23 protein-coding genes are annotated in these 25,245 nt (G+C 63.4%); 10 read left to right on the plus strand and 13 right to left on the minus strand.

Going from position 1 to position 25,245, the window contains the following annotated elements; all coding sequences use genetic code 11:
* Positions 1-6 precede the first annotated feature (6 nt).
* Genes ACO06O_RS01650 through ACO06O_RS01660 form a run of 3 tightly spaced genes read left to right on the plus strand, consistent with a single transcriptional unit; the run spans position 7 to position 2,976 of the window.
* Positions 7-1,773, plus strand: coding sequence for a tetratricopeptide repeat protein (locus ACO06O_RS01650; protein ID WP_421875608.1), 1,767 nt, complete (start codon positions 7-9; stop codon positions 1,771-1,773).
* Between the two features lie 16 nt (positions 1,774-1,789).
* Positions 1,790-2,647 carry a 4-(cytidine 5'-diphospho)-2-C-methyl-D-erythritol kinase gene (locus ACO06O_RS01655; RefSeq protein ID WP_421875610.1) on the plus strand — a complete coding sequence of 286 codons (858 nt, stop codon included), beginning with the start codon at positions 1,790-1,792 and terminating at the stop codon, positions 2,645-2,647.
* Complete coding sequence (locus ACO06O_RS01660) at positions 2,644-2,976, plus strand: hypothetical protein (protein WP_421875612.1); 333 nt, start codon at positions 2,644-2,646, stop codon at positions 2,974-2,976. Before ACO06O_RS01655 ends, ACO06O_RS01660 begins: the two co-directional genes overlap by 4 nt.
* Positions 2,977-2,998: 22 nt before the next feature.
* Here the strand turns inward: ACO06O_RS01660 and ACO06O_RS01665 are convergent, their stop codons facing one another.
* Positions 2,999-3,688, minus strand: coding sequence for a putative 2OG-Fe(II) oxygenase (locus ACO06O_RS01665; RefSeq protein WP_421875614.1), 690 nt, complete (start codon positions 3,686-3,688; stop codon positions 2,999-3,001).
* Positions 3,689-3,797: 109 nt separating this feature from the next.
* The gene (gene dddP, locus ACO06O_RS01670) at positions 3,798-5,141 is read right to left on the minus strand and encodes a dimethylsulfonioproprionate lyase DddP (protein ID WP_421875616.1); all 1,344 of its coding nucleotides are present in this window, start codon (positions 5,139-5,141) and stop codon (positions 3,798-3,800) included.
* Between the two features lie 302 nt (positions 5,142-5,443).
* On the opposite strand from dddP, the gene ACO06O_RS01675 reads away from it, so the two are divergent.
* Together ACO06O_RS01675 and ACO06O_RS01680 are read left to right on the plus strand one after the other, a co-directional pair.
* Positions 5,444-7,879: a GcvT family protein gene (locus ACO06O_RS01675; protein WP_421875618.1), complete on the plus strand. Its 2,436-nt coding sequence runs from the start codon at positions 5,444-5,446 to the stop codon at positions 7,877-7,879.
* A 68-nt stretch (positions 7,880-7,947) separates the two neighbouring features.
* Entirely contained in the window at positions 7,948-8,676 is a 729-nt protein-coding gene (locus ACO06O_RS01680) for a 2OG-Fe(II) oxygenase (RefSeq protein ID WP_421875620.1), read from the plus strand.
* Here the strand turns inward: ACO06O_RS01680 and ACO06O_RS01685 are convergent, their stop codons facing one another.
* The 9 genes from ACO06O_RS01685 to rfaD all read right to left on the minus strand — a co-directional run bounded on the left by ACO06O_RS01685 (position 8,677) and on the right by rfaD (position 16,205).
* The gene (locus ACO06O_RS01685; RefSeq protein ID WP_421875622.1) at positions 8,677-9,096 is read right to left on the minus strand and encodes a hypothetical protein; all 420 of its coding nucleotides are present in this window, start codon (positions 9,094-9,096) and stop codon (positions 8,677-8,679) included.
* A 131-nt stretch (positions 9,097-9,227) separates the two neighbouring features.
* The gene (locus tag ACO06O_RS01690; RefSeq protein WP_421875624.1) at positions 9,228-9,749 is read right to left on the minus strand and encodes a hypothetical protein; all 522 of its coding nucleotides are present in this window, start codon (positions 9,747-9,749) and stop codon (positions 9,228-9,230) included.
* An 83-nt stretch (positions 9,750-9,832) separates the two neighbouring features.
* Complete coding sequence (locus ACO06O_RS01695) at positions 9,833-10,192, minus strand: hypothetical protein (RefSeq protein WP_421875626.1); 360 nt, start codon at positions 10,190-10,192, stop codon at positions 9,833-9,835.
* 67 nt (positions 10,193-10,259) lie between these two features.
* A complete protein-coding gene (locus ACO06O_RS01700; RefSeq protein ID WP_421875628.1) occupies positions 10,260-11,156 on the minus strand; it encodes a hypothetical protein in 897 nt (298 codons plus the stop codon).
* A 128-nt stretch (positions 11,157-11,284) separates the two neighbouring features.
* Positions 11,285-12,436 carry a M24 family metallopeptidase gene (locus ACO06O_RS01705; protein ID WP_421875630.1) on the minus strand — a complete coding sequence of 384 codons (1,152 nt, stop codon included), beginning with the start codon at positions 12,434-12,436 and terminating at the stop codon, positions 11,285-11,287.
* A gap of 9 nt (positions 12,437-12,445) precedes the next feature.
* Positions 12,446-13,246: a peptidoglycan editing factor PgeF gene (gene pgeF / locus ACO06O_RS01710; RefSeq protein WP_421875632.1), complete on the minus strand. Its 801-nt coding sequence runs from the start codon at positions 13,244-13,246 to the stop codon at positions 12,446-12,448.
* Positions 13,246-14,346 (minus strand): class I SAM-dependent methyltransferase, encoded by a 1,101-nt coding sequence (locus ACO06O_RS01715; RefSeq protein WP_421875634.1) that lies wholly within the window; start codon positions 14,344-14,346, stop codon positions 13,246-13,248. The genes pgeF and ACO06O_RS01715 overlap by 1 nt, the downstream gene beginning before the upstream one ends.
* Positions 14,343-15,182: a prolipoprotein diacylglyceryl transferase gene (gene lgt, locus ACO06O_RS01720; RefSeq protein WP_421875636.1), complete on the minus strand. Its 840-nt coding sequence runs from the start codon at positions 15,180-15,182 to the stop codon at positions 14,343-14,345. The genes ACO06O_RS01715 and lgt overlap by 4 nt, the downstream gene beginning before the upstream one ends.
* 39 nt (positions 15,183-15,221) lie before the next feature.
* Positions 15,222-16,205 carry an ADP-glyceromanno-heptose 6-epimerase gene (gene rfaD / locus ACO06O_RS01725; protein WP_421875638.1) on the minus strand — a complete coding sequence of 328 codons (984 nt, stop codon included), beginning with the start codon at positions 16,203-16,205 and terminating at the stop codon, positions 15,222-15,224.
* 130 nt (positions 16,206-16,335) lie between these two features.
* Here rfaD and ACO06O_RS01730 point away from each other — a divergent pair, with 130 nt between their 5' ends.
* Both ACO06O_RS01730 and ACO06O_RS01735 read left to right on the plus strand, forming a co-directional pair.
* Positions 16,336-16,662 (plus strand): accessory factor UbiK family protein, encoded by a 327-nt coding sequence (locus ACO06O_RS01730; RefSeq protein ID WP_421875640.1) that lies wholly within the window; start codon positions 16,336-16,338, stop codon positions 16,660-16,662.
* 148 nt (positions 16,663-16,810) lie between these two features.
* Positions 16,811-17,536 carry a substrate-binding periplasmic protein gene (locus ACO06O_RS01735; protein ID WP_421875642.1) on the plus strand — a complete coding sequence of 242 codons (726 nt, stop codon included), beginning with the start codon at positions 16,811-16,813 and terminating at the stop codon, positions 17,534-17,536.
* Positions 17,537-17,570: 34 nt separating this feature from the next.
* On the opposite strand, the gene ACO06O_RS01740 is transcribed toward ACO06O_RS01735, so the two are convergent.
* On the minus strand, positions 17,571-18,251 hold the full coding sequence (locus ACO06O_RS01740; protein WP_421875644.1) for a fumarate hydratase C-terminal domain-containing protein: 681 nt from the start codon (positions 18,249-18,251) through the stop codon (positions 17,571-17,573).
* Positions 18,212-19,177 carry a fumarate hydratase gene (locus ACO06O_RS01745; RefSeq protein WP_421875646.1) on the minus strand — a complete coding sequence of 322 codons (966 nt, stop codon included), beginning with the start codon at positions 19,175-19,177 and terminating at the stop codon, positions 18,212-18,214. Before ACO06O_RS01745 ends, ACO06O_RS01740 begins: the two co-directional genes overlap by 40 nt.
* A 162-nt stretch (positions 19,178-19,339) precedes the next feature.
* On the opposite strand from ACO06O_RS01745, the gene ACO06O_RS01750 reads away from it, so the two are divergent.
* The 3 genes from ACO06O_RS01750 (at position 19,340) to ACO06O_RS01760 (ending at position 25,237) form a co-directional block, all read left to right on the plus strand.
* Positions 19,340-21,535 carry a type I secretion system permease/ATPase gene (locus ACO06O_RS01750; protein WP_421875648.1) on the plus strand — a complete coding sequence of 732 codons (2,196 nt, stop codon included), beginning with the start codon at positions 19,340-19,342 and terminating at the stop codon, positions 21,533-21,535.
* A complete protein-coding gene (locus tag ACO06O_RS01755; protein WP_421875650.1) occupies positions 21,522-22,988 on the plus strand; it encodes an HlyD family type I secretion periplasmic adaptor subunit in 1,467 nt (488 codons plus the stop codon). Before ACO06O_RS01750 ends, ACO06O_RS01755 begins: the two co-directional genes overlap by 14 nt.
* Before the next feature lie 299 nt (positions 22,989-23,287).
* Complete coding sequence (locus ACO06O_RS01760) at positions 23,288-25,237, plus strand: TonB-dependent hemoglobin/transferrin/lactoferrin family receptor (protein ID WP_421875652.1); 1,950 nt, start codon at positions 23,288-23,290, stop codon at positions 25,235-25,237.
* Positions 25,238-25,245 lie beyond the last annotated feature (8 nt).

Consider the following 25,245-nt stretch of genomic DNA (forward strand, 5'->3'; position numbering starts at 1 on the left):
TTGACGATGACGAGACAACAGCGAATCGGGACGCGGCACCGGACGGCGAAGTTCCTGGGGCGGACGGCTGCTGTGGCGCTTCTGGCCGCCTTGCCGGCAACGTCGCCCTCCGCATGGGCGGATCGCGCCAATGGCCAGGTCGAACTCGGCGAGGCGTCCCACCAGGACACGGTCTTCGGGGCCTATATGGCCGCCGGCCATGCCGAAGCGGTCCACGACTTCCAACATGCCGCCGATCTGCTGGACCGGGTACTGGAGGCTGAACCGGACGATCCGCTGCTGCAGCGCCGCGGCATGCTGGCCAATCTGCATGCCGGCCGCGTCGAGCGCGCCGCACAATTGGCCCGGCCACAGATCATCGTCTATCCCAGCGAAGTCGACATCGCGGCACTGACCCTGGCGACCACGGCCATGCGCGATGACGATTGGGACCGGGCGGTGAAGATCCTGAAACCCGCGCGCCGCATTGCCCTCGCGCGCTTCTCCTCACCGATCCTGGCGGCCTGGGCGGAGTTCGGCCGCGGCAACACCGATGCGGCAATCGAATCCTTGGAGGCACTGCGGACGGAGTCCCAGGCACAGGGGTTGCACGATTTCCATGCCGCCCTGATCTTCATGGCCGCCGGCCGGCACGCGGAGGCGGTGGCGCTGCTGGAGAGCCAGACGGCAAATCTGGAAGTGACCCCGATCGGTGTCGTGCGTGCCATGGCTCGTGCGAAGCTGGGCCTGGGCCAACGGGAAGCGGCAGACGATCTTCTGCGCGGCTTTGACGCGCTGAACCCCGGCGTCACTTTCATCGAAGACGATATCGCGGACATTTCCGACGACGGCGAACTGACACCGATCGTCCTGGGGCCGAAGGAAGGGGCCGCGGAAGCATTCATTGATCTGGCCCGTCAAGTGCGCGACCAGGCTCCCTTGATCGCGTTGCGCTATGCCCGGCTGGGCGTCTTTCTGGACCCGGGCAACGATCTGGGCCGCATGGTGATCGCCGCGATACTGGAACGTCTGAACCGGCATGACGCGGCCATTGTCGCGCTGGGCGAGGTCGACCGGGAATCGGTCTTCGATTGGGAAGCCCGCATGCAGATCGCGGACAATCTGATCTCCATGAAACGGGACGAGGATGCGATCCGCCAATTGGAAGCCATGGCCGAAGAACGGCCGGAGGATATCGACGCGTTGGATCGGCTCGGCTACCTGATGCGCGCGCGGGAGCGATTCGCGGAGGGAACGGAATATTACGACCGCGCCGTCGATCGGCTGGACCAGGTCGGCGACGAGCATTGGCGGCTGTTCTATTTCCGGGGCATCACGCTGGAACGGACCAAGCGCTGGCCGGAGGCGGAGGCCGATTTCCGGAAGTCGCTGGAGTTGAAGCCGGACGATCCCTATGTCCTGAACTACCTGGGCTATAGCTGGATCGACCAGGGCATCAATATCGATGAAGGTATGGAGATGATCCGTACCGCCGTATCCCAGCGCCAGAACGACGGCAATATCGTCGACAGCCTGGGCTGGGCCCATTACCGCCTCGGGGATTTCGACGAGGCCGTGGTCCAGTTGGAACGTGCGGTCCAGCTTCGCCCGTCGGAACCGGTGATCAACGACCACCTGGGCGATGCCTATTGGAAGGTCGGGCGGAAACTGGAAGCGACCTACCAATGGCGTCATGCCTTGAGCCTGGAGCCGGAGGACAGCCTGCGCGAAACCATACTGCGCAAGCTGGAGGAAGGCCTGGACGCGGTCGAAGCCGCGTCCGGCGCCAACTGACCCTTCCGGCACGCCCATGGGGACGACCGTTCTGCAGGACCTCGCCCCGGCCAAGGTCAACCTGTCTCTGCGGATCACCGGACGCCGGCCAGACGGCTATCACTTGCTGGACAGCATCGTCGCTTTCACCGATTTCGGCGATACCGTCACGGTCGAACCGTCCGACAGCCTCTCTCTGGAGGTCGACGGTCCCCATGCGGACGGAATTCCAACAGATGACGGCAATCTGGTCATTAGGGCCGCACAGGCATTGGCACGGGCAACCGGCACCGGGCGGGGCGCCGCCATCCGGCTAACGAAAAGCCTGCCGGCGGCGGGAGGGATCGGCGGCGGATCGTCCGATGCCGCAACCACGTTGAGGCTGCTTTGCCGGCTGTGGGACGTGTCGCTGCCGCCGAAGGATCTCGCCGCCCTCGCCCTGACCTTGGGTGCCGATGTACCCGTCTGCCTGGAAGCCCGGCCGCGTCACATGTCGGGGATAGGTGAAAAGCTGGGCGTTCTGCCGCCCTTCCCGAAAGCCGGAATTGTCCTGGTCAATCCCGGACGACCCTGCCCCACGCCGGATGTCTTCCGTGCCCGAAGCGGGCCGTTCTCCACACCCGCGCTGCCGATGTTGCCGGGGCATTCAGCCCATGCCCTCGCCCGCGCCCTGACCCGGGAACGCAACGATCTGACGGAAGCGGCGGTATCAATCTGCCCGGAAATCCGGGCCGTTCTGTCCGCGCTGCGGGACGCGCCGGGCACGCTGCTCTACCGCATGTCCGGCAGCGGGGCGACCTGCTTCGCGCTCTACGAAACACCGGACAAGGCCCGGGCGGCCGCCGCGAAGATCGCGCGCGAGGAGTGGTGGGTCGCGTCAGGCGGCTTGGCATGACGCAAGGCGGTCTGCGGCTTCTGGTCTGCGTCAATCCGGTCGGCAGCAACAAACCGTCCTGCGGCGGGGACCGGGCGTCGGAAGCCCTGGCCGTCCGGCTGGAACAGGGGATCGCGGACCGCAACCTTGCCGTCACGGTGGAGCGCATTCACTGTCTGAACCGCTGTCTGCGCGGCCCGGCCATGCGGATCGCGCCCGGAGGGAAATTCTATCTGGAATACGGTGAGGCCGACATCCCGCGCATTCTGGACGAGTTGACGGTGGAGGCCGGAACGGCCAAAGACCAACCCGAAGAATTCGACTTCGGCGGTTCCGCGCCGGGCAGTTGATGCTTTACACGGAAATCGCGGGTCAGCGCATCCCGCCATCGTGGCGCAATTCACCCGGAACTTCGGTCGGTCCGATATTCCAGGCGATCGAAATCCGCGGCCGCGTCCCGACATAGGGCGTGACCATATGCGTGATATGCGCCGGAAAAATCACCATGTAATTCTTGACGGCTTTCGGCGGATGAAACGGGGTCGACACATAGCCCGGCCGCCCGATACAGCATCGCTCCAGCCGCGGATCGACAAAGGTCAGCAAGCCGTTCATCGGATCGCGGTCCCAGGCATCCTCGTCCCCTGATTCCAACGCATAGACCACCGACGCGACCGCGCGCTTGTGCGAGTGAGGCATCGTGTATTCACCGCTGCGAAAAACATTCGCCCAACAATCGTCGACGATGGCGGCCTTTGCCCCGGTGACCTTCATAAAGAGGGCCTTCGCACGGTTGTTCAAGGCATCGAAGACGGGGGAGCCGAGAGCATCGAGGTTGCGGATTTTCTGGCCGCCTTCGGCCAGACTGGCCATCGCGCCCGATGCGCGCTGCTGTTCGTCCAGCCCGATCAGTTGATCGACAAACGGCTTCTGAACCGCCGCAATATCGTGGTTCTCGATGAAACCGACATCCTTATCCATCGGAAAGATTTTGAAATCGGCCGGCAATGCGGGGATACGAACCGCGCCAACCGTGGTTTCCGTCTGAACTTGTCCGACCATCTGTCCGCCATCCTGGATGCCACCAATAGGGTGGTCTGGATAAACGGTCCCCCCCGGCCCCGCAACAGTGGCGAGTACCCGGAATGGGCCACGGACAGAATTGCGCCGGTTAGAGGAAGTCGGATTCGAACGGATACCGGGTCAGGTTTTCGTAACCGGTCTCTGTCACGACGACCTGATCTTCCAGCTTGATGCCGACGCCGCCGCCGACCTTCCCGGCATAGACTTCGACACACAGACACATGCCGGGCTCGAGCTCGCCGGCATAGCCGACGGCCTCCCAATCCTCGGGATAGAAGATCGCGGGATACTCGTCGCACAAGCCGACGCCGTGGAACTTCACCCCATAGCGCAGATCCCGATAGGCCTCCGGCAGACGATGTCCGCCTTCCATCAACTCCTGGAAGCTGACGCCCGGCTTGATCAGTTCCCGGTTCGTCGTGATGTGCTCATAGCCGATCTGGTAGGCCTCGCGTTCATTGTCGGTGGGCTTTCCGCCGCCGATCTTGAAGGTTCGGGACAGGTCGGCGCAGAAGCCGTAGGGCCCGACCATATCGGTGTCATAGGCCAGGATATCGCCCTCCCGCATCACGCGCGGGCCGCATTCCTGGAACCACGGATTCGTGCGCGGGCCGGAGGACAGAATGCGGGTTTCGATCCATTCGCCGCCACGGATGTGGCTGGCGCGGTTCAGCTCCGCCCAGGCTTCGACTTCGGTCATGCCCGGCCGCACCATGTCCTGCATGGACCGCATGGCCGACTCGCAGGACGCCACGGCGCAGCGCATGGCGTTCAATTCATCGACGCTTTTGACCTTGCGGGCATGTTCGGTCAGCTCCTGGCCCAGCTTCAATTCGAAACCCCGTTCCTCCAAGGCCCAGATCATCGCCAGCTCGGCCTTGTCGACGGCGATGCGCTTATTGTCGCCGGCATGGGTTCTGACCAGATCCTCGAACTCGGCGGCGAACTTCTTCGCGCGCTCTTCGCCGCGGTCGCCGGCATCGAAATAGAAGACGTCGGCGCCGTGGCGCACCTCTTTCACCAGCGGCAGATGCGCCGACAGGTGATCGCAGGAATGGAAGTCCCACAGCACCATGTAACCGTCGGCCAGAACCAGGCAGGCGCGGCACATGTTATGCGTGACCCAAAGCTGCATGTTCGTGGAATCGGTGGCATAGCGGATGTTCAACGGGTCGAACATCAGAACACCGGCATAGCCGCGCGCATTGACGTGGTCGACCAGCCGCTTCAGCCGGTATTCGCGCATCCGTGTCAGGTTCGGCAAGGTCAGACCCAGCGCCGCCCATTCCTCGAAGGCCAGGTCCGTCGGTCCGATCTCCACCCGGTCGTTATCGTTGGGGGAGCCGTCCGGCAGGAAGGCGGATTGGGAAACGCGACGGCGATAGGGGTCGATCTTACGGTTGGACCCGACGACCAGGGGACTGTCCGGCATGACTGCATCTTTCCGAAGGCCCCGGCTGTGGGGCGCGTTACGTTCATGAAATGGAGTTTGATGCCGACACGTTGAAATCGACAATGCAGAAAGCGGCATAAATTCACCGAAACTGCATTGGCAGCGACCAATCGCGTCTCGCCATACCCGTGACTGTGCGCGATGTGACTTTCCCGAAACCGACACCGCTGGCAAAATTGGGATAATTCGCGTCGCTGTCCGATGTTCGCGAGTGACGGGTCTGCGGCATGTGTCGGAACAGGTCGAATCGCGGCCGCTCAATTCTGTCGGAAGGTACCTTCATGAAATCGCATGCACAGGCCGTCGTGATCGGCGGGGGTGTCGTCGGGTGTTCCGTTCTCTACCACCTGACGAAGATGGGCTGGAAGGACGTGGTCCTGATCGAACGGTCCGAACTGACCTCCGGCTCGACCTGGCACGCCGCGGGCGGCTTCCACACGCTGAACGGCGACCCGCAGGTTGCGAAACTGCAGAGCTATACGATCGAGCTCTATAAGGAGATCGAGGAGATTTCCGGCCAGTCGACCGGTTTCCACCTGACCGAAGGAGTCTTCTTGGCGGCGACGCCGGAGCGGCTTGAACTACTGAAAGTCATGCAGTCGCAGGAAAAGCTGCTGGGCATCGAAACCCAGCTGATGACGCCGGAAGAGGCGGAAAAGATCCTGCCGATCATGGACCCCAAGGAGTTTCTGGGCGCGCTTTGGACACCGATGCACGGCCACCTCGACCCGTCCGGGACGACCCATGCCTATGCCAAGGCGGCGAAGGTTCAGGGCGCGGAGATTTATCTGCGGAACCGGGTGACCGACCTGCAGCAGAACCCGGACGGCACCTGGACCGTGGTCACCGAACAGGGAACGATCCAGGCCGATCATGTCGTCAATGCCGGCGGTCTGTGGGCCCGCGAAGTCGGACGCATGGTCGGGCTGGAACTGCCGGTCCTGGCCATGGAGCATATGTATCTGATCACCGAAGACATGCCCGAGGTCGAGGAGATCAACAAATCCACCGGCAAGGAAGTCCTGCACGTCGTCGACCCCGACGGCGAGATCTATATGCGCCAGGAGCGCAAGGGCATGCTGATGGGCACCTATGAGAAGGCCTGTGTGCCCTGGTCCCCGAAGGAAACGCCCTGGGATTTCGGCCACGAGCTGCTGCAGGAAGACATCGACCGGATCGCGCCGTCGCTGGAAGTCGGCTTCCGCCACTTCCCGCCGTTCCAGCGCACCGGCATCAAACAGATCATCAACGGCCCCTTCACCTTCGCACCCGACGGCAACCCGCTGGTCGGCCCGGTGCGCGGCCTGAAGAACTATTGGTGCGCCTGCGGCGTCATGGCGGGCTTCAGCCAGGGCGGCGGCGTCGGTCTGGCGCTGGCTAACTGGATGACATCCGGCGATCCGGGCTTCGACATCTGGGGCATGGATGTTTCGCGCTTCGGCGACTGGACGACCATGGCCTATACCAATGCCAAGGTCCGCGAGAACTATTCCCGCCGCTTCAAGGTCCGCTTCCCGAACGAGGAACTGACCGCCGCCCGCCCGCTGCGCACGACGCCGATCTATGAACGCCAGAAGGCCGCCAATGCCGTCTTCGGCGTCGCCTATGGCATGGAACAGGCGCTGTGGTACGCCCCGGAAGGCATGGAGCCGGTGGAGAACATTACCTTCCTGCGCTCCAACGCCTTCGACCCGATCAAGGCGGAGTGCAAGGCTGTGCGCGGCGGCGTCGGCCTGGCCGATATTTCCTCCTTCGCCAAATACGAAGTGACCGGTCCCGGCGCGGAAAGCTGGCTGTCGCATGTCATGGCAAACAAGATGCCGCGCGCCGGCCGCCTGACCCTGTCGCCGATGCTGAACGAAAAGGGCAAGGTCATCGGCGACTTCACCGTCGGCAAGCTGGCCGACGACCATTTCTATATCTTCGGGTCGGGCGCGGGCGAAATGTATCACATGCGCTGGTTCGAGGCGCATTTGCCTCAGGACGGCAGCGTCACGATCAAGGCCCATGGCATGGGGCTGGTCGGCCTGACCATTGCCGGACCGAAATCCCGCGACGTTCTGGCCACGCTGACCGACGCGGATGTCTCCGCCGGCGCCTTCAAGTTCCTGGATTTCCGCCGGATGGATCTGGGCATCGTTCCGGCCCTCGTCGGCCGGGTCAGCTTCACCGGCGATCTGGGCTTCGAGATGTGGGTGAAGCCGGAATTCCACGGCCGCCTGTTCGACGACATCCTGAAAGCGGGTGCGGCGCATGGGATCAAACTGTTCGGCTCCCGCGCCATGCGCTCCATGAGCCTGGAGAAGGGCTTCGGGTCCTGGGCGACGGAATACCGTCCGATCTATGGACCCTTCGCCGCAGGCATGGGCCGGTTCGTCGACCTGACCAAGAACGACTTCATCGGCCGCGAAGCCGCCGCGCAGGAGAAGGCCGACGGCCCGAAGAAGCGCCTGGTGACTTTCGCCGTCGCCGCGAAGGAGATCGACGTGATGGGGAACGAGCCGATCTATCGCGACGGCAAGATCGTCGGTTATGTCACGTCGGGCATGTATGCCCACCACGCCGACCGGTCCGTCGCCATGGGCTATGTCCCGGCGGATCAGGCAGACGATACCGCCGACGGCACGTTCCGGATCGAGGTCTTCGGCGAGATGCTGCCTGCCACGATCCTGTCGGAACCGCTGTTCGATCCGAAGGCGGAGCGCATGCGCGGCTAGGACCCGGCCCGCTTGGCACTGTGAACACGGGCGGATAAGATCCGGCCACTCGCAAAAAGGGTGGCCGGATGACCCCGACAATCTTCGACAAGCTGCAGCCGTCGGATATCCGTTCGGACCCGTTTCCCCATGCGGTTCTGCAAGATGCCCTGCCGTCCGACTTTTGCGCGGCGCTGATCGCGAACCGTCCCGACAGCCGTCCTTCCAAGCGTCCGGCAACCCGAACGGTCATGCCTGCCTGGATGCTGCGGGGCTTGGATTTCGTCGATCCGGTCTGGCGGGATTTCGCCCGGGCCCATTCCGATGCGTCCATCGCGCGGCGCGTCCGCGATCTGTTCGGCCCCTTCTGGCCGGATCACCTGCCCGCCCTGCCGGAAGACGACGCCGCCTATGGCCTGCATGGCAAGCACGGGCATGACACGCATCCCGTCCTGTGCGACGCGCGGCTGGAGACGATCTCGCCCAATCCGGACGAGACCGCATCACACCGGCGCCAGCATCTCGACAATGGCAACCGCCTGTTCTCCGCGCTGTTCTATCTCCGCGCGCCGCAGGATGATTCGGAGGACGGCGGGCTGACCCTGTTCCGATTCCGGCGGACGCCCGAGCAGTTGGACGTTTTCGAGTTTGACGACCGCGATGTCGAAGCCGTGGTGACGGTTCCTTACGCGGCCAATACCCTCGTCGTATTCCCGAACCGCCCGGACGCCATCCACGGCGCGCAGCCGCGCCGGCCGACCCGGCACGACCGCGCCTATGTCTTCGTGACGGCGGAAGTAGAGAAGCCCCTCTTCTGATCAATCCTTAACCGGCACGCAGGGCACCCAGAGATACCAGTCAGGATCGAAGATATAGCATTCGCGCAGGCCGTGCGGCTTGTCGATCGTGCCCTCCAGGATCTGATAGCCCCATTCCCGCGCCCGCGCCTCGGCCTGATCCGGATCGACGCCGTAAAGCCGAAATTCCGCCCCGACACCGCGCCCTTGAACCGAGCGAACGAGGCCGGACAGCCGGTGGTCGCTGTAACTGTGATCGGCATGCAGAATCCAGGACGCACCGCTGACCGGCTCCCGCAGGAAGGCGAAATCCTCGTCGTCATACACACTTTCCGCGCCCAGGACATGCTTCGCGAACCCGACGGAGGCATCGACATGTTTCACCAGCAGATTGATGCCCAGCCCTTTCGGCAGCGACTTGCCGAATTCGGCGGCGTCCATCCAGGGTTCCTTGGTACGTTTCGAGGTCATGGCAGCGGCTTTCGATCCAATATGGGTGCACGGACGGAACGACCCTGTCGGGCCGCGCCCCCGATCACAAGGGCCGGTTTCCGCAAACTGCGCTGGCCATTTTACGACGCGGCGTTTGCCTGCAGCGGCGTCGCGGTGAAATGGAACTCGTGGGTCTGCGGATCCATCGCCTTATAGACATTCGGCCCCTGAAGCTGAGCGAAGAATCTCTGCTTTTCGGCAATGTCCGTGATCTCTTTGAACGCCGCGCGCGACCGGTGCAGGCTGACACCGCCATCGTCCGTCGCGACGACTTCGAAGAGAACCTTCCGGCCGCCGCTGGCCGGTGCCTTCCAGTTCTTTTCCTGCAATTCCAGCGCGACAGAACCCCAGGACCGCGCGGTGGCCTGGCCGTTCGCGCCGGCCTTTACGAACATGCCCGCGGACACATTGCCGAAGAAGACGTGATCCCCCTTGGCCGGGTGATAGCCGATATTGTCCGGATTCTTATGGCGTTGGGTGAACCGGGTGATATGCCCGTCCGCGTCCTGGAAATAGACGGTCGGCTGGGAAGAGCCTTCTGTTACGCCGATGATATGTGCCGCGGTCAGATTGCCCGGCACGTGCCGTTCGGTTTTCGCCATTGGACCTCCAAAGGATCGGTCCCACGCCCGTTTTTATGACGAATCGATTCGGCTAGACTGTAAATGCCGGAAGGTTCCCGGGATTACTGCCGCTCCATGGAGGAGGAAAGACTCCCATCCTGGAACCGGAAATCATATCCGCCTTCTCGACGGTAAACATTCAGGCATTGTTCTGGCGCACTTCCGATGCGGCGGCACCATTGCCCGTCTTCGGTTATTCTGTATTTGCCCGAGATCTTTACGTTTCGATAGCTGCCGTAGAACGTTCCGCTATCGCTCACATCGATCCACAAGATATTGCCGTCTCCGGAGCGCCCACGAAACTCATGGCCGACGATCTCGGCTTCAATTTCAGGTTTCGTCAGGATTTCGGCCGCGTCCGCAGCGACACATATGGCGTTCGAAAAGATCACCGCCGTCGCGATACTTGCCAAGACCTTCACTATGCTTTGCCCCCGCCACCAAAATTGCACAACCAAGAACAACATTCTCTATATGGTGGCAGAACTGTCAGTTCAAGGATGGCTCGGTGGCCTGACGCTGAATGTCACGGATTTCGTCGATCCGATCCAAGATCTCCTGCACCGCCGCAACATTGGCCAGGGCCGCGTCATAGGCCGCCCCGCCCCAACGTTGGTTCAACGAGCCCGCAGGGACGACGTTTTCCTGATCCAGCTTGCCCAGGACCGTGCCGTCGCCATCCATCAGCCACCACAGGATCTGGATCCGCTCTTGGCCGTCGTCCAATGCCTCCAGCGTAACATCACCGGCCAGCAGCAGCGCCGCGTCTTCCGGTGCATCGGCCATCGGCACGCCGGCGTCTTTCAGGACGGCCGTCATGGCACGGGACAGGGCCCGGTTGCCATCGCCCGGCGCGCCTTCTACCCCGACTACCGCAACCCGGCGCGCGCCTTCCTGGATGACGGAAACCGCGTATTCAGTGCCCAGCGCCGTGCCTACCAGGGCGGCGCCGCGCTCTGCCAGGATCTTCACCAGGGCCGGATCGCCGTTCTGGAAGGCCTGGCGCGTCGACGCGGCATTGGCGGAAACGGCGGCGACTTCCTTGCCGTCGGGATCGGTCAGGACCCATTGGATGTCGGCCCGGCCGTCGCGCCATGCGGCGATGCCTTCCATCAGGATGCCATTGGTCAGCGCCGCGCCCGACGATGCCGGTATGCCGACCTTCTGCAGTTCCGCGACCATTGCTTCGGTCAAGGGGCCAGTCAGGGCCGCATCGGCACCTTGTACCGGCGCAACAGTGACGCCCGCCCCATCTGGGATGGCCAGCAGGGGGTTCGCCTCCTTCGCGCCGGGCGCGGCCTGGAACGGCTTCGGGATCGGCCCGCAGGCCGCCAGCAGCGACAGGAACAGCCCGGCGATCAGGAAGCGGCGCACAAGGTCAGACAAGGCAGAATGCCAGCATCAGCAGCATGGTAATCGCCAGCATTTGGATCAGCCAGGGCATCGGCGCTCAATTCGGGCTCGTCGTCACAACCGCCGGACATATAGGGACTGCACGCCCCGCCGGAAAGACGTTACAGCACCACCATGTCCAATGGGGCGCGCGACACCGTCTCGGATCCGGACGCGGTGACGATCGACGACCGCCCCAGGCACATGGCCAGTCCCTTTTCCGAATTCATGATGATGATGTGGATGAAGAAGGACATGTCCGGCGCCAGTTCCACCGGATTGCCTTCATAGAACATCGGCCAGTCCATCCAGCACGGCGTATAGCGTGCGCCCATGCCATAGCCGCAGGCGTTCAGCCGGTGCGACCGCAATCCATGCGCATCCAGCACCCGGGCATGGGCCTGGAAAACGTCGTCCATCCGGTTACCGGGCTTCAATGCCGCCTCGCAGGCCAACAGTGCCTCCTTCGCGGCGGCGTGCATCGCCACATGCTCAGGTTCCGGTTCGCCGATGATGAAAGTGTTCATCATGGCCGCGTGGTAATGCCGGTAGGCGCCGGCCCATTCCAGGGTCATCTGATCCTTTTCCGACAGCACGCGGCGGCCCGCCTTGTAGCGGCACAGCAGCGCATCACGCTCGGACCCGATGATGAATTCATTGCCGGCATAGTCGCCGCCGCCTTCGAAGATCGCGCCCTGCATGCGCGACAGGATCAGCCCCTCGTCGACACCCGCCGCCGTGGTTTTCACCGCGGCATCGTAAGCATCGTCGGCCAGTTCCCCCGCGCGTCGGACAAAGGCCACTTCCGCCGGACTTTTCGACATGCGCAGACGGCCGATCAAGTTATTCGCCTCAATCAGCGTCGCGAAACCGTCCAGTGCGGCTTCAAGCTGCTTGCCGCGCTGGGCGGTCAGACCGGTCGCCTCGTATTCGACCCCCAGCCGCTTGCCCTTCGCACCATAGCTGTCCAGCAGATCGCGAAGCTGTTCCGACGGATTGACGCCTTCGCGGTCGACCCAGATGTGAATGTCCTCGATCACGCTGGTATGCTGGGCCTGACGCAGGTCCGGCGCGCGGGTCAACAGGAAGAACTTTCCGTCCGCACCAAGATAGAAGCACTGATAGAAGCAGAAGCCGAACGTGTCGTAACCGGTCAGCCAATACATGCTTTCCTGCAGAAAGATCAGCATGCCGTCCAGGTCGTTCTCCGCCATCGCGCGGCATGCCTTGTCGCGCCGCTGCGCCAGTTCCTCGACCGAGAAGTGAATCGCCATGATCGTCTCCTAATCCCGCAATGCGATGGTGGATAACAGTCGTCCGTAGTCAATCTTGCCGGCCGCGTTGCGCTCTTCCAGATGGGTCGCACGACGGTAGCTGTAAAACCGGGCCGGATCGGCATAGGTGTCTTCGAAAACATGGCCGATGGCGGCGATCTCGGATGCTTCCATCCGGCTCAGGACGAAACCGGGCAGGTCGAACTGGAAATGACCTTCCCGCGACGACGGCACGAAAAAGCGCTCGAAATCGGACGACAGGTCCAGGAAGGCCTCCCGGAATTCCGGCCCGACCTCATAGGATTGCTGATGGATACAGGGGCCCAGAACCGCGGCGATCCGCGCCCGGTCGGCGCCCAGCTTCTCCATTGCCAGCACGGTCGTCTCAACCACGCCGCCCAGCGCCCCCTTCCAGCCCGCGTGACAGGCGCCGACGATGCCTGCGCCGGGATCCGCGAACAGGACCGGCGCGCAATCCGCCGTCGCAATGCCCAGCGCCAGGCCGGGAACGGAGGAGACCATGCCATCCGCCTTCGGCAGCGCCTCCGGGTCCAGCGGCCGCGCGACCTCCACCACATCGGCGCTGTGCACCTGATAGAGCGTGTTCAGCGCGTCCGGTGTCAGGCCCAGCGCGACCATGGCGGCCGCACGGTTGCGCCGGACCGCTTCCGGATCGTCGGCCGACCCGATCCCGATATTCAGCCCTGCGAAAATGCCGGTACTGACGCCGCCCGACCGGGTAAAGAATCCGTGGGCGACCCGGTCGGAGTCCAACGCGGGATGCGTCAGGTAAAGCGGCTGATCCGGCATCAGGCAGGGTCCAATCCTGGCAAGGGCGGCAGGTCGTTCGCGGCAAGACCGAGAACCTTGAACAAGGTGCCCATTCCGTCGGCCCCGATCAAGCGGTCGCGCGCCATGGCGATCTGTCGGCCTGTCGCCCCGGGCGCCGCCTTGACCAGGGATTGGGTCCGGACCTCGATCCCCAGGGCACGCAGAAAATCGCCCTGGGTCACGACCGGACTGACACGGCAACCCCCGGAAGACGCCGCCCGCCCCAACGCGGTGAAGTCGACATGCGCCGTCAGATCCGCCTCGCCCGGCGTTTCGAAGATCGGACAGGGTTTGTGCGCTTTCACCGCCTGCAGCGTGTCGCCGGTCGCGGGCCCTTCATAGCCATAGTCGATGGCCAGGGCGGCACCCCCCTGTGTCGAAAGACGCGCGCCCATATCGCCGGCGATGCGCCAGGCCAGCGGCGCCAGTTCCACCACCCGGCCGACTTTCGTGCGCGCCGCCAGCGCCGGATCGATCAAGGCCGCGATCGGACCCGGCCCGGGCGCGATCGTCAGGGCCAGTTCATCCTTGCTCGGATCGACGGCGACCAACCTTTCGCGCCAGCCTTCCCGCGTCTTCTGCACTTGGCGGATCGGCAAGGCATCGAAGAACTCGTTCGCGACGATCAACAGCGGCGCATCGTCCGGCAGGGTGGCGATGTCGCTGTGCCAGGCCGGGGCCATCGGCGCGCGTTCCAATGCCCGGGCCTGCGTCTGGCGCAGGATCGGGCTGGTCTCCACCAGATGCAGGCGAACCGCGTCCAAGAAACCCGGCATCCGTTTCGCCGCGCGCAACAGATCGGCCATCAGCGTCCCGCGCCCCGGTCCGAATTCGACCAGATGCACCTTACCGGGCGATCCCATCTGGGCCCAGACCTCGGCACACCACAGGCCGATCAGTTCTCCGAACATCTGCGAGATTTCGGGCGCGGTGGTGAAATCCCCGGCGCGGCCGAACGGGTCGCGGGTGATGTAATAGCCCAGCTCCGGGTGGCCCAGCGCGTCGCCCATGAAATCCGCCAGCGTCAGCGGCCCTTCGATGGCGATCCGCCGGCGCAGATACGTTTCCAGCGGCGTCACGCGGCGGTCTTCCCCTTACGGGTTTTGACCGGCTCGGCCTTGGGCCGGTGCAGCGCCCGATGGACCAGATAGGCACCGCCCAGTAGCATCGGCAGCGACAGCCATTGCCCCCAGGTCGTCCCGAAGGGCAGGACGCTGGTCAGCACTTCCGGCTCGCGGAAGACCTCTCCCGTCGCACGGGCGATGGCATAGCCCATCAGGAAGATTCCGGTCGGCAGACCCGGACGCGACAGTCCGTTGAACCGACGTACGACGACAAACATGACGATCAGCAGGATCGCGCCTTCCATCGCCGCTTCGTAGAGTTGGCTGGGATGACGGGGCAACAGGTCGCCGGACCGGGGGAAGGCCATGGCCCAGGAAACCTCGGTCAGGCGGCCCCAATGTTCGCCATTGATGAAATTGGCGATCCGTCCCAGCAGGATCCCGAACGGCGCCACGGTCGCGATGATGTCGGTCAGCGAGAAAAGCGGGATCTTGTTCATCCGGGCGAACAGCACCATCGCCGTGGTGACCCCCAGAATACCGCCGTGGAAGGACATTCCGCCTTCCCAGACCTTGAACACCTGCAGCGGCTGTTCGATCAGGATATGCGGCGCATAGAACAGGAACGCCCCCAACCGCCCGCCGACGATGACGCCGATCACGGCCCAGGTCAGGAAACGGTCGACATGCTGGCGCGTGATTGACAGCGGGCTGGTATCCGCCAGGCGCATGCCCCAGACCCAGCCAACGACCAGGCCGAAAATATAGGCCAGCGCATACCATCGCAAATCGAACGGCCCGATCGAAAGCAGGACCGGGTCCAGATCGTGCACCCACACGCCGTTTTCCATTGTCACTCCTGCGCGACGACCCTCGTGCCCTAGACCGGGTCAGCGATAAGGATCGTCGGTTGCCAGATAGTCTTTGATATAGGTGGCGACACCGGTTTCCAGGGACGTCGCGGGACTTTTGTATCCGGCCGCGGCGATCCGGTCCATCCGGGCTTCCGTGAAATATTGATAATGTCGGCGAATTTCCATCGGCGTATCGAGCCAATCTATGGATTCCGCCTTGCCCAGCGCCGCGAAGACCGCCCGCGCCAGATCCAGGAAGCTGCGTGCCTTGCCCGATCCGCAGTTGAACACACCCGACACATGCGGATTGTCATAGAGCCACAGCATCATGTCGACACAATCGCCGACCCAGACGAAATCGCGCATCTGGCCGCCATCCTCGTAATCGGGACGATGGGACCGGAACAGCCGCGCCCGTCCGGTGTCCCGAACCTGCTCGAAAAGCTGATGCGCCACGGACCGCATGCCGCCCTTATGGTATTCGTTCGGCCCATAGACGTTGAAGAATTTCAGGCCCGCCCATTGCAGCGGTGCCGCCCCCTGCCCCGCCAGCCGCGCCGCATTGCCGTCGAACAACTGCTTCGACCAGCCATAGGGATTCAGCGGGCGCAGCGCGGCCAGGGCCTTCGGATCGTTGTCGTCATCGAATCCCAGCGTGCCGTCGCCATAGGTCGCGGCGGAAGAGGCATAGATCAGGCGGGCGTCGTTTTCGGCGCACCAGTACCAAAGCCGCATGGACAGGGCGAGATTGGTCTCCAGGATCAAATCGACATCGGTTTCCGTCGTCGCCGAAATCGCGCCCATATGGAAAACGCAATTCACCGAACTGCCGTTTTCGTCCAGCCAGGCCGGCAGATGTTCCGGCAGGACGGTCGCCACGATCGGATGTTTGGCCAGGTTCTTCCACTTGGCGCCGTCGCCGAACCGGTCGCAGACCGCGATCGGGCCCAGCCCGCGCGCCGCGAGCCCCGCGATCAAATTGGAACCGATGAACCCGGCGCCGCCGGTGACGAGGATCATGGCCTGACCTTTCCTTAGCGTTGGCCGTGCCCCTTCTTAATCCCCGTGACCTAGGGTCGCAACCGTTGCCCCACCCGCAAGGAAGGAATATTTAAGGGCAAGGCAAAGGCCATCAGACGGGAGCCGTATCATGCAGACCACCGGCAAATTCTTCGACGATTTCGCTAAAATGGCGGGCGGCGCCATGGGTGCGCTGGGCGGCGTAAAGGAAGAGGCGGAAGCCGCGATCCGCCAGCGGCTGGAACGCATTCTGTCCGACATGGATGTTGTGCCGCGCGACGAATTCGACGCCATGGCCGACGTGGCCCGCCGCGCCCGCCAGGAACAGGAAACCCTGTCCGCGAAGGTGGCGGAGTTGGAATCCCGACTGGCCGCCCTGGAAGGCGGTGTCCAGAAAGCGTCGACCAAACGCGGGGCCGCCAAGAAAGCCGCGGCGCGGAAGCCCAAGGCCGGGTAACCGCACCCCCCGACGCGGCCGCGGTATTTCACCGTTTCTGTGAAATATTTTTTCACAGATTACAGTCTGCGTGATATAAAATGACCATCAAATAACTGCGCCCACGTGGCGCGGCGTTCGCTCTGTCGTTCCGCAAGGGAGACCGATCGTGAGGCGATACGCATTGGCGGCGATTGCCGCGCTGGCCATTTCCGTGTCGGTCTTCGGAACGGCGGCCCGGTCCCAAGATGCTTCCAGAACCGTCGTCTTCGCGGTCGGTGAATGGCCGCCCTTCGTATCCGAAATCGAAAACGGCTACGGCGTTCATTCGCGCATGGTGACCAAGGTATACGAAGAAGCGGGCTATCGCGTGGTCTATGAGTTCATGCCCTGGCAGCGCGCGGCCGCATCGACCAAAGCCGGGCAGTATGTCGCGACCTTCCCCTGGCAGCGCAGCCCGGAACGTCTGGTCGATTACCAAATCTCTCAGCAATCACTGGGGCCGAACCGGTCCGTCGCCTATTACGAGGCGTCTCGCTTCCCGGACGGAATCAAGGGAACCACCCTGCAGGAAATGGCCGAGGAGGGGTATTCCTTCGTGGGCGTGCGGTCCTATATCCACACCGTCGACCTGGCGAAGCACGGCGCGAACCTTCATATCGTCAGCAATTCCCGCCTTGCCTGGATGATGTTGGCGCGCGGCCGGATCGACATCTATGTCGACAACGAACTGGTAGGCGACACGGAAAGCGTCGAGTTCCTGGGGCCGGTTCGGGCACGGGATTTCGCGAAGTCTGTCCCGGTCAGCGACGATCCGCTCTACATCCTGTTCAGCCGGAACCATGACCAAGCGGAAGAATTGCGCGAGATCTGGGACAGCGCCATGACTCACTGAACGGTTGGCGTCGGGCCCCGACGCACGACCGACCCTAGATCACCTCGTCCGACCGGTCGTCGGTCTCGCCATAGCGGCGCAGTGCCGGTGGGCGTGTCCCCTCGTAAAGCCGTTCCAGATTGGCCGCGATCTTGGCATTCTCGCGTTCGAACAGGCTGTTTCCCTCCAGATCCGACTCGACGATGAACGGGCCGAGCCGCGCGACCTCGAAGCACCAAAGCGCCTGCGCCAACCCCAGCTCGTCGATCCAATCGACCGAGCGCACCGAAGTCACCCCGCGTCCCAGCAGCGCGCCGGTCCCATAGCCGACCGTCGTCAGATAGATCGCGCCATTGGGCACGAAATGGCGCTTGTAATCGGCGGAGCTCATACCGCCCTTCCCGATGACGATCTTGACTCCCGAGACCCGGAACCACGCATCCAGCCATTTCGAGAAGCGGAAGGATGCCGTCCCCGACAGGGCGCCGACCCGATAACCGCCTTCGCCATCCGGGGTCGCGGCGGGGGAACAGTGGAAGTTGACGTTGGACCGTGCCGTCAGGCCGTCCGGCAAGGCGTGCCCGTCTTCCAACACGCGCTTGTAGACACCTTCGCGGCCGGTAAAGACATGCCCGTCCAGAAAGACGATATCGCCCAGCGCCAGACCGCGCAGATCCGCCGTTTCGACTGGCGTCTTCAGCGTGTGGCGCTTGAGCGTTCCTGTTCCAGCGGCCATCCGACCGTCTCCCGTCGCAAATAGGGGGTGAACCATTCCGGGTCCGTGCGGTAGTCGATCCGCCCGTCCGCGTGCACGCGCGCGCAGGCGCGTCGGGACGACAGGCAGAAGGCGTGGACGCTCATCGGCATGCCGCCGGTATGGCAATAGCCGACCTCGACATGGCAATCGATGACCATGGATTTTCCGACGAAACCCATCGCGCCCATGCCGATGGAATTGCCCAATTCCATCAATTCCCGCTCCAGCGCGGCGATCTTCGGATCTGGGTTGCGGTCGCCGACGACACGCAGACAGGCCGCCTGTTTGCCCAGGACCATGGTCGCATCCTTCGACCCGCCCAGCCCGACACCGATGATCGCCGGCTGACAGGCTAGGCCGCGCTTTCCGAAGGCGACCAGGCTGTCCAGAAAGAACCGCTTGATCCCGTCGATCCCGTCGCCGGGGAACAGCATCCGGTAGTCGGTGCCGAACAGCCCGCCCTTATGCACGGTCGTCAGATCGATCCAGTCGCCGTCCGGTTCGAAGGAGTATTCGATTTCCGGCGCGCCGATGCCGACATTGTTGTTGTGGTCCGTGCGCCAAAGCGGATGCACCCGGTTCGGACGCAGCGGCACACTGCGCGTCGCGTCGGCGGTGGCGCCGCGCAGGCTCGCCTCCAGCGCGACCGGCCCGCCCTCGACCCGCGCCTCGTTGCCCATTTTGACATACCAGCGCGGCACGCCGGTATCGGCGCACATGGCGCGGCGGTCCTGCTTTGCCGCCTCGTAATTCTCCAGCATCGCGCTCAACACGAAAGAGGACAGGTCGCCATCTTCCTGTTCCGCGGCCGCTTTCAGCCCGGTCAGATAATCATCGGGTATCTCGATCGCGGCCTTCGCCATCAGCGCGTCCGCGGCCCGCCTCAGGGCATCCTGTGCGATCATCGGCGATCCACCTCTGTCTGTGTCGCATCCGACCCTAGCATGTTGGGCGGCCGGAGACGATTCGACAACGGTGGTGAGGAATTCTCCGGAATCCCGGCATTGGCGTGTTCCTTTCCGGCTGTTTCGTGTAAGAGAAGTAAATCCAATGCTTTGGGCGGTAGTATGGCGGGAACGGAAACGGAGAACGGCGCGCGGCCGGACGAACCGGCGGCGGAAGGCACATCGCAGGAACCGGTGGATACCGGGGCCCTGTGCCTCGTCACGTTGCTGCGCTTTCTGGAATTGCCGGGCGACGCCGCGCAGCTGCGCCATCAGTTCGGCGAACCCGGCAAGACCATGTCCGCCGAAACCCTGGTCCGCGCGGCCAAGCGCCTGGACCTGAAATCCCGTATCGTCAAGAGCCGGTGGAAGAAGCTGGACGGCACGCCGATGCCGGCCATCGCCGAACTGTCGGACGGCAAGTTCATCCTGATCGGCGGCATCCGCGACGGCAAGCTGCTGGCCCAGGATCCAGTGTCCGGCAAAATGGCGGCCCTGGAACAGGCGCAGTTCGAAAGCCTGTGGACCGGACGGCTGATCCTGGCGACGCGCCGTACCAAAATCCTGGGCAAAGGATCGAAATTCGACATTTCCTGGTTCGTGCCGGCGATCCTGAAATACAAGCGCCTGTTCGCGGAGGTCCTGATCGCCTCCTTCTTCCTGCAGCTCTTCGGGCTCGTCTCGCCGCTGTTCTTTCAGGTCATCATCGACAAGGTCCTGGTCCATCGTTCGCTGACGACATTGGACGTGCTGATTTTCGGCCTGGTCGTCGTTTCGATCTTCGAAGTCTTCATGGGCATGTTGCGGACCTATATCTTTTCGCACACCACGAACCGCATCGACGTCGAACTGGGCAGCCAGCTTTACCGCCACCTTCTGGCCCTGCCGCTGAGCTATTTCGAAAGCCGTCAGGTCGGCCAATCCGTCGCCCGGGTTCGGGAATTGGACAGTATCCGGAATTTCATTACCGGCAGCGGCCTGACCCTGGTGATGGACCTGTTCTTCACGATCGTCTTCTTCGCGGTCATGTGGCATTTCAGCCCGCTGCTGACGATGATCGTCCTCGGCTCCATCCCCTTCTATGTCGGCCTCGCCTTCTTCGTGACACCGGTCCTGCGCGCGCGGCTGGAAGAGAAATTCCAGCGCAGTGCCCAGAACCAGGCCTTCCTGGTCGAAAGCGTCACCGGGGTGGAGACGATGAAGGCGCTGTCCGTCGAACCGCAGGCACAGCGCCGTTGGGAGGAACAGCTCGCGGGCTATGTCCATTCCGCCTTCAGAACGGCGCAACTGGGCAATGTCGCCGGTCAATCGACCCAGATGATCAGCAAGGTCACCATGGCGCTGACGCTGTACTTCGGCGCGACGGCGGTGATCGCGGGCGAACTGACGGTCGGCCAGCTGGTCGCGTTCAACATGCTGTCGGGTCGTGTCACCGGGCCGATCCTGCGCCTCGCCCAGTTGTGGAACGATTTTCAGCAGGCCCGCATCTCGGTCGAGCGTCTGGGCGATATCCTGAACACCCCGACCGAACCGCAATACAATCCCAACCGCGCGACCCTGAAGGATATCGAGGGCCATGTCGTCTTCGAAGGCGTCACCTTCCGCTATCGTCCGGACCTGCCGGAAGTGCTGCGCCGGATCACCTTGGATATCCCGGCCGGTCAGGTCGTCGGCATTGTCGGGCCGTCCGGTTCGGGCAAATCCACCCTGACCAAGCTGGTCCAACGCATGTATGTGCCGGAAAGCGGGCGCGTCCTGGTCGATGGGGTCGATCTGGCGATGGTCGACACATCCTGGCTGCGCCGCCAGGTCGGGGTGGTGCTGCAGGAAAACCTGCTGTTCAACCGGTCGATCCGCGAAAACATCGCCCTGGCCGATCCCGGCATGCCGATGGAACGGGTCGTAGAGGCCGCGAAAATGGCAGGCGCGCACGACTTCATCACCGAACTGGCCGAAGGCTATGATACGCTGGTCGGGGAACGCGGATCGAACCTGTCCGGCGGTCAGCGTCAGCGCATCGCGATTGCCCGCGCCCTGGTGACCAACCCGCGCATCCTGATCCTGGATGAGGCCACCAGCGCCCTGGACTATGAATCCGAACGGATCATCCAGCAGAATATGCGCCGCATTTGCGAGGGGCGCACGGTGCTGATCATCGCCCACCGACTGTCGACCGTCCGCACCACCGACCGCATCGTCACCATCGAAAAGGGGGAACTGGTCGAGGACGGCACCCATGACGAGCTGCTGAAGACGGACGGTCGCTACGCCCGCCTGTGGCGCATCCAATCGGGGGACATCGCCAATGCCGCCGAATGACGGCACCCCGATCGGAAAGATCGACCCCGTGCAGGTCCCGGCCGATCAGGCCAAGCCGGGCACGCCGGACCCGGCCCCGGGGCCGTCGCCTGCCAAATCCGCCGCGAAGAAGCCGCAGGGCCGCAAACGTCCGGAAGGCGAAGCGCGGGAATTCCTGCCCGCCGCCCTGGAGATTCTGGAAACCCCTGCAAACCCGGCCGGCCGCGCGCTGGCGCTGCTGCTGTCGGCCCTGTTCGTCATTGCCCTGGCCTGGGCCTATATCGGCGAGATCGACATCGTTGCCGTCGCCCAGGGCCGCATCGTGCCCGTCGGTGGCGTCAAACAGATCCAGCCGCGCGAGATCGGCAATGTACGCGCGATCCATGTCAGCGACGGCCAGCATGTGAAAGCGGGCGATTTGCTGATCGAACTGGATCCGACTGAAAGCGAGGTCGACAAGGACCAGTTGATCCGCGAACGCATGGAAGCCGCCGTCGAGGTCGCGCGGCTCACCGCCTATATCAACGGTTTGCGCGGTCTGCTGCCCGACTATTCCCCGCCCGACGGCATCGACGATCCGGCCGTCGTGGCGATGCATGCCAGCCGGCTGGAAAGCGATCTGGCCGCCTTCGAGGCCGAAATCGCTTCGCTGGATGCCGAATTGAGCCGGCGCATCGCCGACCGGGCAGCAATCCAGGCGGAAGTCGAGAAGCTGCGCGCGATCATTCCCCTGATGGCCGAACGCGAAGCCTCGCTGCTGCAGCTCCTGGAAAAGGGCCATACGCCCAAGCCGGTCTGGCAGGAGGCGAAAACCCTGCTGATCGAAACGCGGCACAACCTGACCATTCAGGGGCACCGCTTGGCCGAGGCGGAAAGCGGGATGGAAGCCGCGGTCAAGGAACGCAACCGCATGGTCGCGGACCGGCTGCGCGAAGCCTATGCGGAACTGACCGAGGCCAGGAAGAACCTGAAACAATCCGATCTGGCCCTGCGCAAGGCATTGGCGCGCGAGGAAATGCATCGGATGCACGCCCCGGTCAGCGGCACCGTTCAGCAACTGGCCGTCCATACGGTCGGCGGCGTGGTTCAGCCGGCGGAACCGTTGATGGTCATCGTCCCCGACGACGCGGTGCTGGAAGCGCGCGCGCAAGTCCTGAACAAGGACCGCGGCTTTGTCGATTTCGGCGACGCGGCCGAGATCAAGCTGGAAGCGTTCAACTTCACCAAATACGGCACATTGGACGGCGAGGTGCGAACCGTGTCGACCGATGCCGTCGAGGATGAAAATCTGGGCCTCGTCTATGATACGCGGGTCACACTGTTCGCCGATAGCATCCGCGCCGACGGCAAGGACGTTCCCTTGAGCCCCGGCATGTCGGTTACCGTCGAGATCAAGACCGGCAAGCGCAGGATCATCGAATTCCTGCTGGCCCCGCTGCAACGCTATCAGGACGAAGCGATCCGGGAGCGTTGATTTCATGGTGGAATTTTCGGTCCACCCAATTTCATAGATTATCGGCCCGGTCGCCGGGCGCCACTTGACAATCGTTCGCAACAAGCGGATAACCCTGTCCGAAATATGCGAATGACTCGCAGTTGCATTATATGCCAAGCTAGCTCCGGTATCGAACGGGTGCGCCAGCCAGGTGTTCGAAGACAGTGCGTCGCCAAGAACGCACGACTGACGCTGGAGCGAACCGAATGACCGAGTTGAGGAACAATTCCCCCCGATCCAGGGCGATGAGCACAACAGCCCTGGTTGGATTTCTCCTGATGACCGCGACAGCGGCGCAGGCCCAGAACGCGGAAGATGAGAAGGGCGCCGTGACCAGTCTGGACGCCATGACCGTGACCGCCACGCGGACCGAAAAGAGCGCGATCGAGGCCCCCGCCTCCGTCAGCGTCGTCGACCGCGAATCGATCCTGCAGGCCCAGCCGCAGAGCCTGGACGACGTCTTGAAGGGTGTTCCCGGCGTCCAGATGACCGGCGGGCCGCGCAACACGGCGGAACAGCCGAACATCCGGGGCTTCAGCGACGAACGCGTCGTGGTCATCACCGACGGTGTGCGCAAGAATTTTCAATCCGGCCACCGAGGCCGGACCTTCCTGGACCCGACCCTCCTGAAAAGCGTCGACGTGCTGCGCGGTCCCAGCTCAATGCTGTACGGTTCGGGCGCGTTGGGCGGCGTGCTCGCCATGGAAACCATCGACGCGTCGGACCTGCTGCGCCCCGGTGAAAAGGTCGGGCTGCGGACCACGATCGGCGGCCAGTCGAATAACGGCTACAAGAGCGCGAATGTCACCGCCTTCGGAACGCCCTTGGACGGGGTCGACCTGCTGTTCAGCGCTTCGCGCCATAATTCCGGCAATTACGAAGACGGCGACGGCCAGGACATCCCCTACTCCGCCGACGATATCGGCTCCGCCCTGGCCAAGGGATCGGTTGAGCATGAAGGCCACTCGGTAGAACTGAACCTGCAGCTCTTCCGGGACGATCACGAAATCCCGACCGCAGCCAACACCAACGGCACGGTCATCGCCGACCGCGTAACTCGGGAGGAATCCGGCAGCCTGCGCTATGGTTTCGATGATCAGGAAGGCCTGCTGGACCTGACGGTCACCGCCTATACCAACAACACCTTCATCCGCGAAATCGTTCAGGGCACCGGCCGTCACGATGTGACCCAGCTGGATACGATCGGCATCGACGCGGCCAATACCAGCCGCGCGACGCTGTCGGACGACGCCAAACTGGCCCTGACCTATGGTCTGGAACTGTATCAGGACGACCAGGAAGGCGTGCGCAACGACGCGCCGCGCCAACAATTTCCGAACGCCACGCAGATCACCCAGGGCTATTTCGCCCAGGCCGAGTTCACCCTTTGGGACGACCTGACCGTCATCCCGGGCCTGCGCTACGACACCTACGATCAGGAAGCGACCGGTGCCGAGGATGTCGGCGACAGCAAACTGTCGAAGAAACTGGCCGTATCCTATCAGGCGACGGACTGGCTGATGCTGTTCGGGTCCTATGCCGAGGCGTTCCGTGCCCCGTCCCTGACGGAGCTGTATGTCGGCGGCACCCATTTCGTGTTCAACACCTTCGTGCCGAACCCGGACCTGAAGCCGGAATTCGCCAAGAACAAGGAAGTCGGTGCGGCGCTGAGTTTCGACGATGTGTTCACACAGCGCGACGGACTGCGCATCAAGGGCGCCGTGTTCCAGAACGACGTCGAGGATCTGATCGAACAATCGGTGCAGGGCGGCGCCTTCGGCACGACCACAACCGACAACGTGCCGGAAGCCCGCATTCGCGGCGCGGAACTGGAGATCCAGTATGAAGGGCCGATGTTCTTTTCCGGCCTGTCGGCGACCCGGATGCGCGGCGACGACCTGACCCAGGGCGATGCGCTGGCCGACATTCCGGAAGACCTGGTGACCCTGACGGCGGGACTGCGTTTCGCCGAGACCGGGTTAAGCGCCGGCTGGCGGTCGATGCTGTATTTCGGTCAGAAGCGTTCGTCCAATACGGGCACGCCGCATCCGGGCAAGAAACTGATCCACGACCTGTTCGTGACCTATACGCCGAACGATCCGGCACTGGACGGGCTGCGCGTGGATTTCGGCATCGACAACGTGTTCGACAAAACCTACCGGCGCTACCCGTCCGAACTCAATGAAGTCGGCCGCAACGCCAAGCTGACTGCCAGTTTGCAGTTCTAACCCACCAA

Origin of the sequence: Pacificispira sp. (genome assembly GCF_965228185.1) — a bacterium.
In the GTDB taxonomy this organism is placed as follows: domain Bacteria; phylum Pseudomonadota; class Alphaproteobacteria; order UBA8366; family Aestuariispiraceae; genus Pacificispira.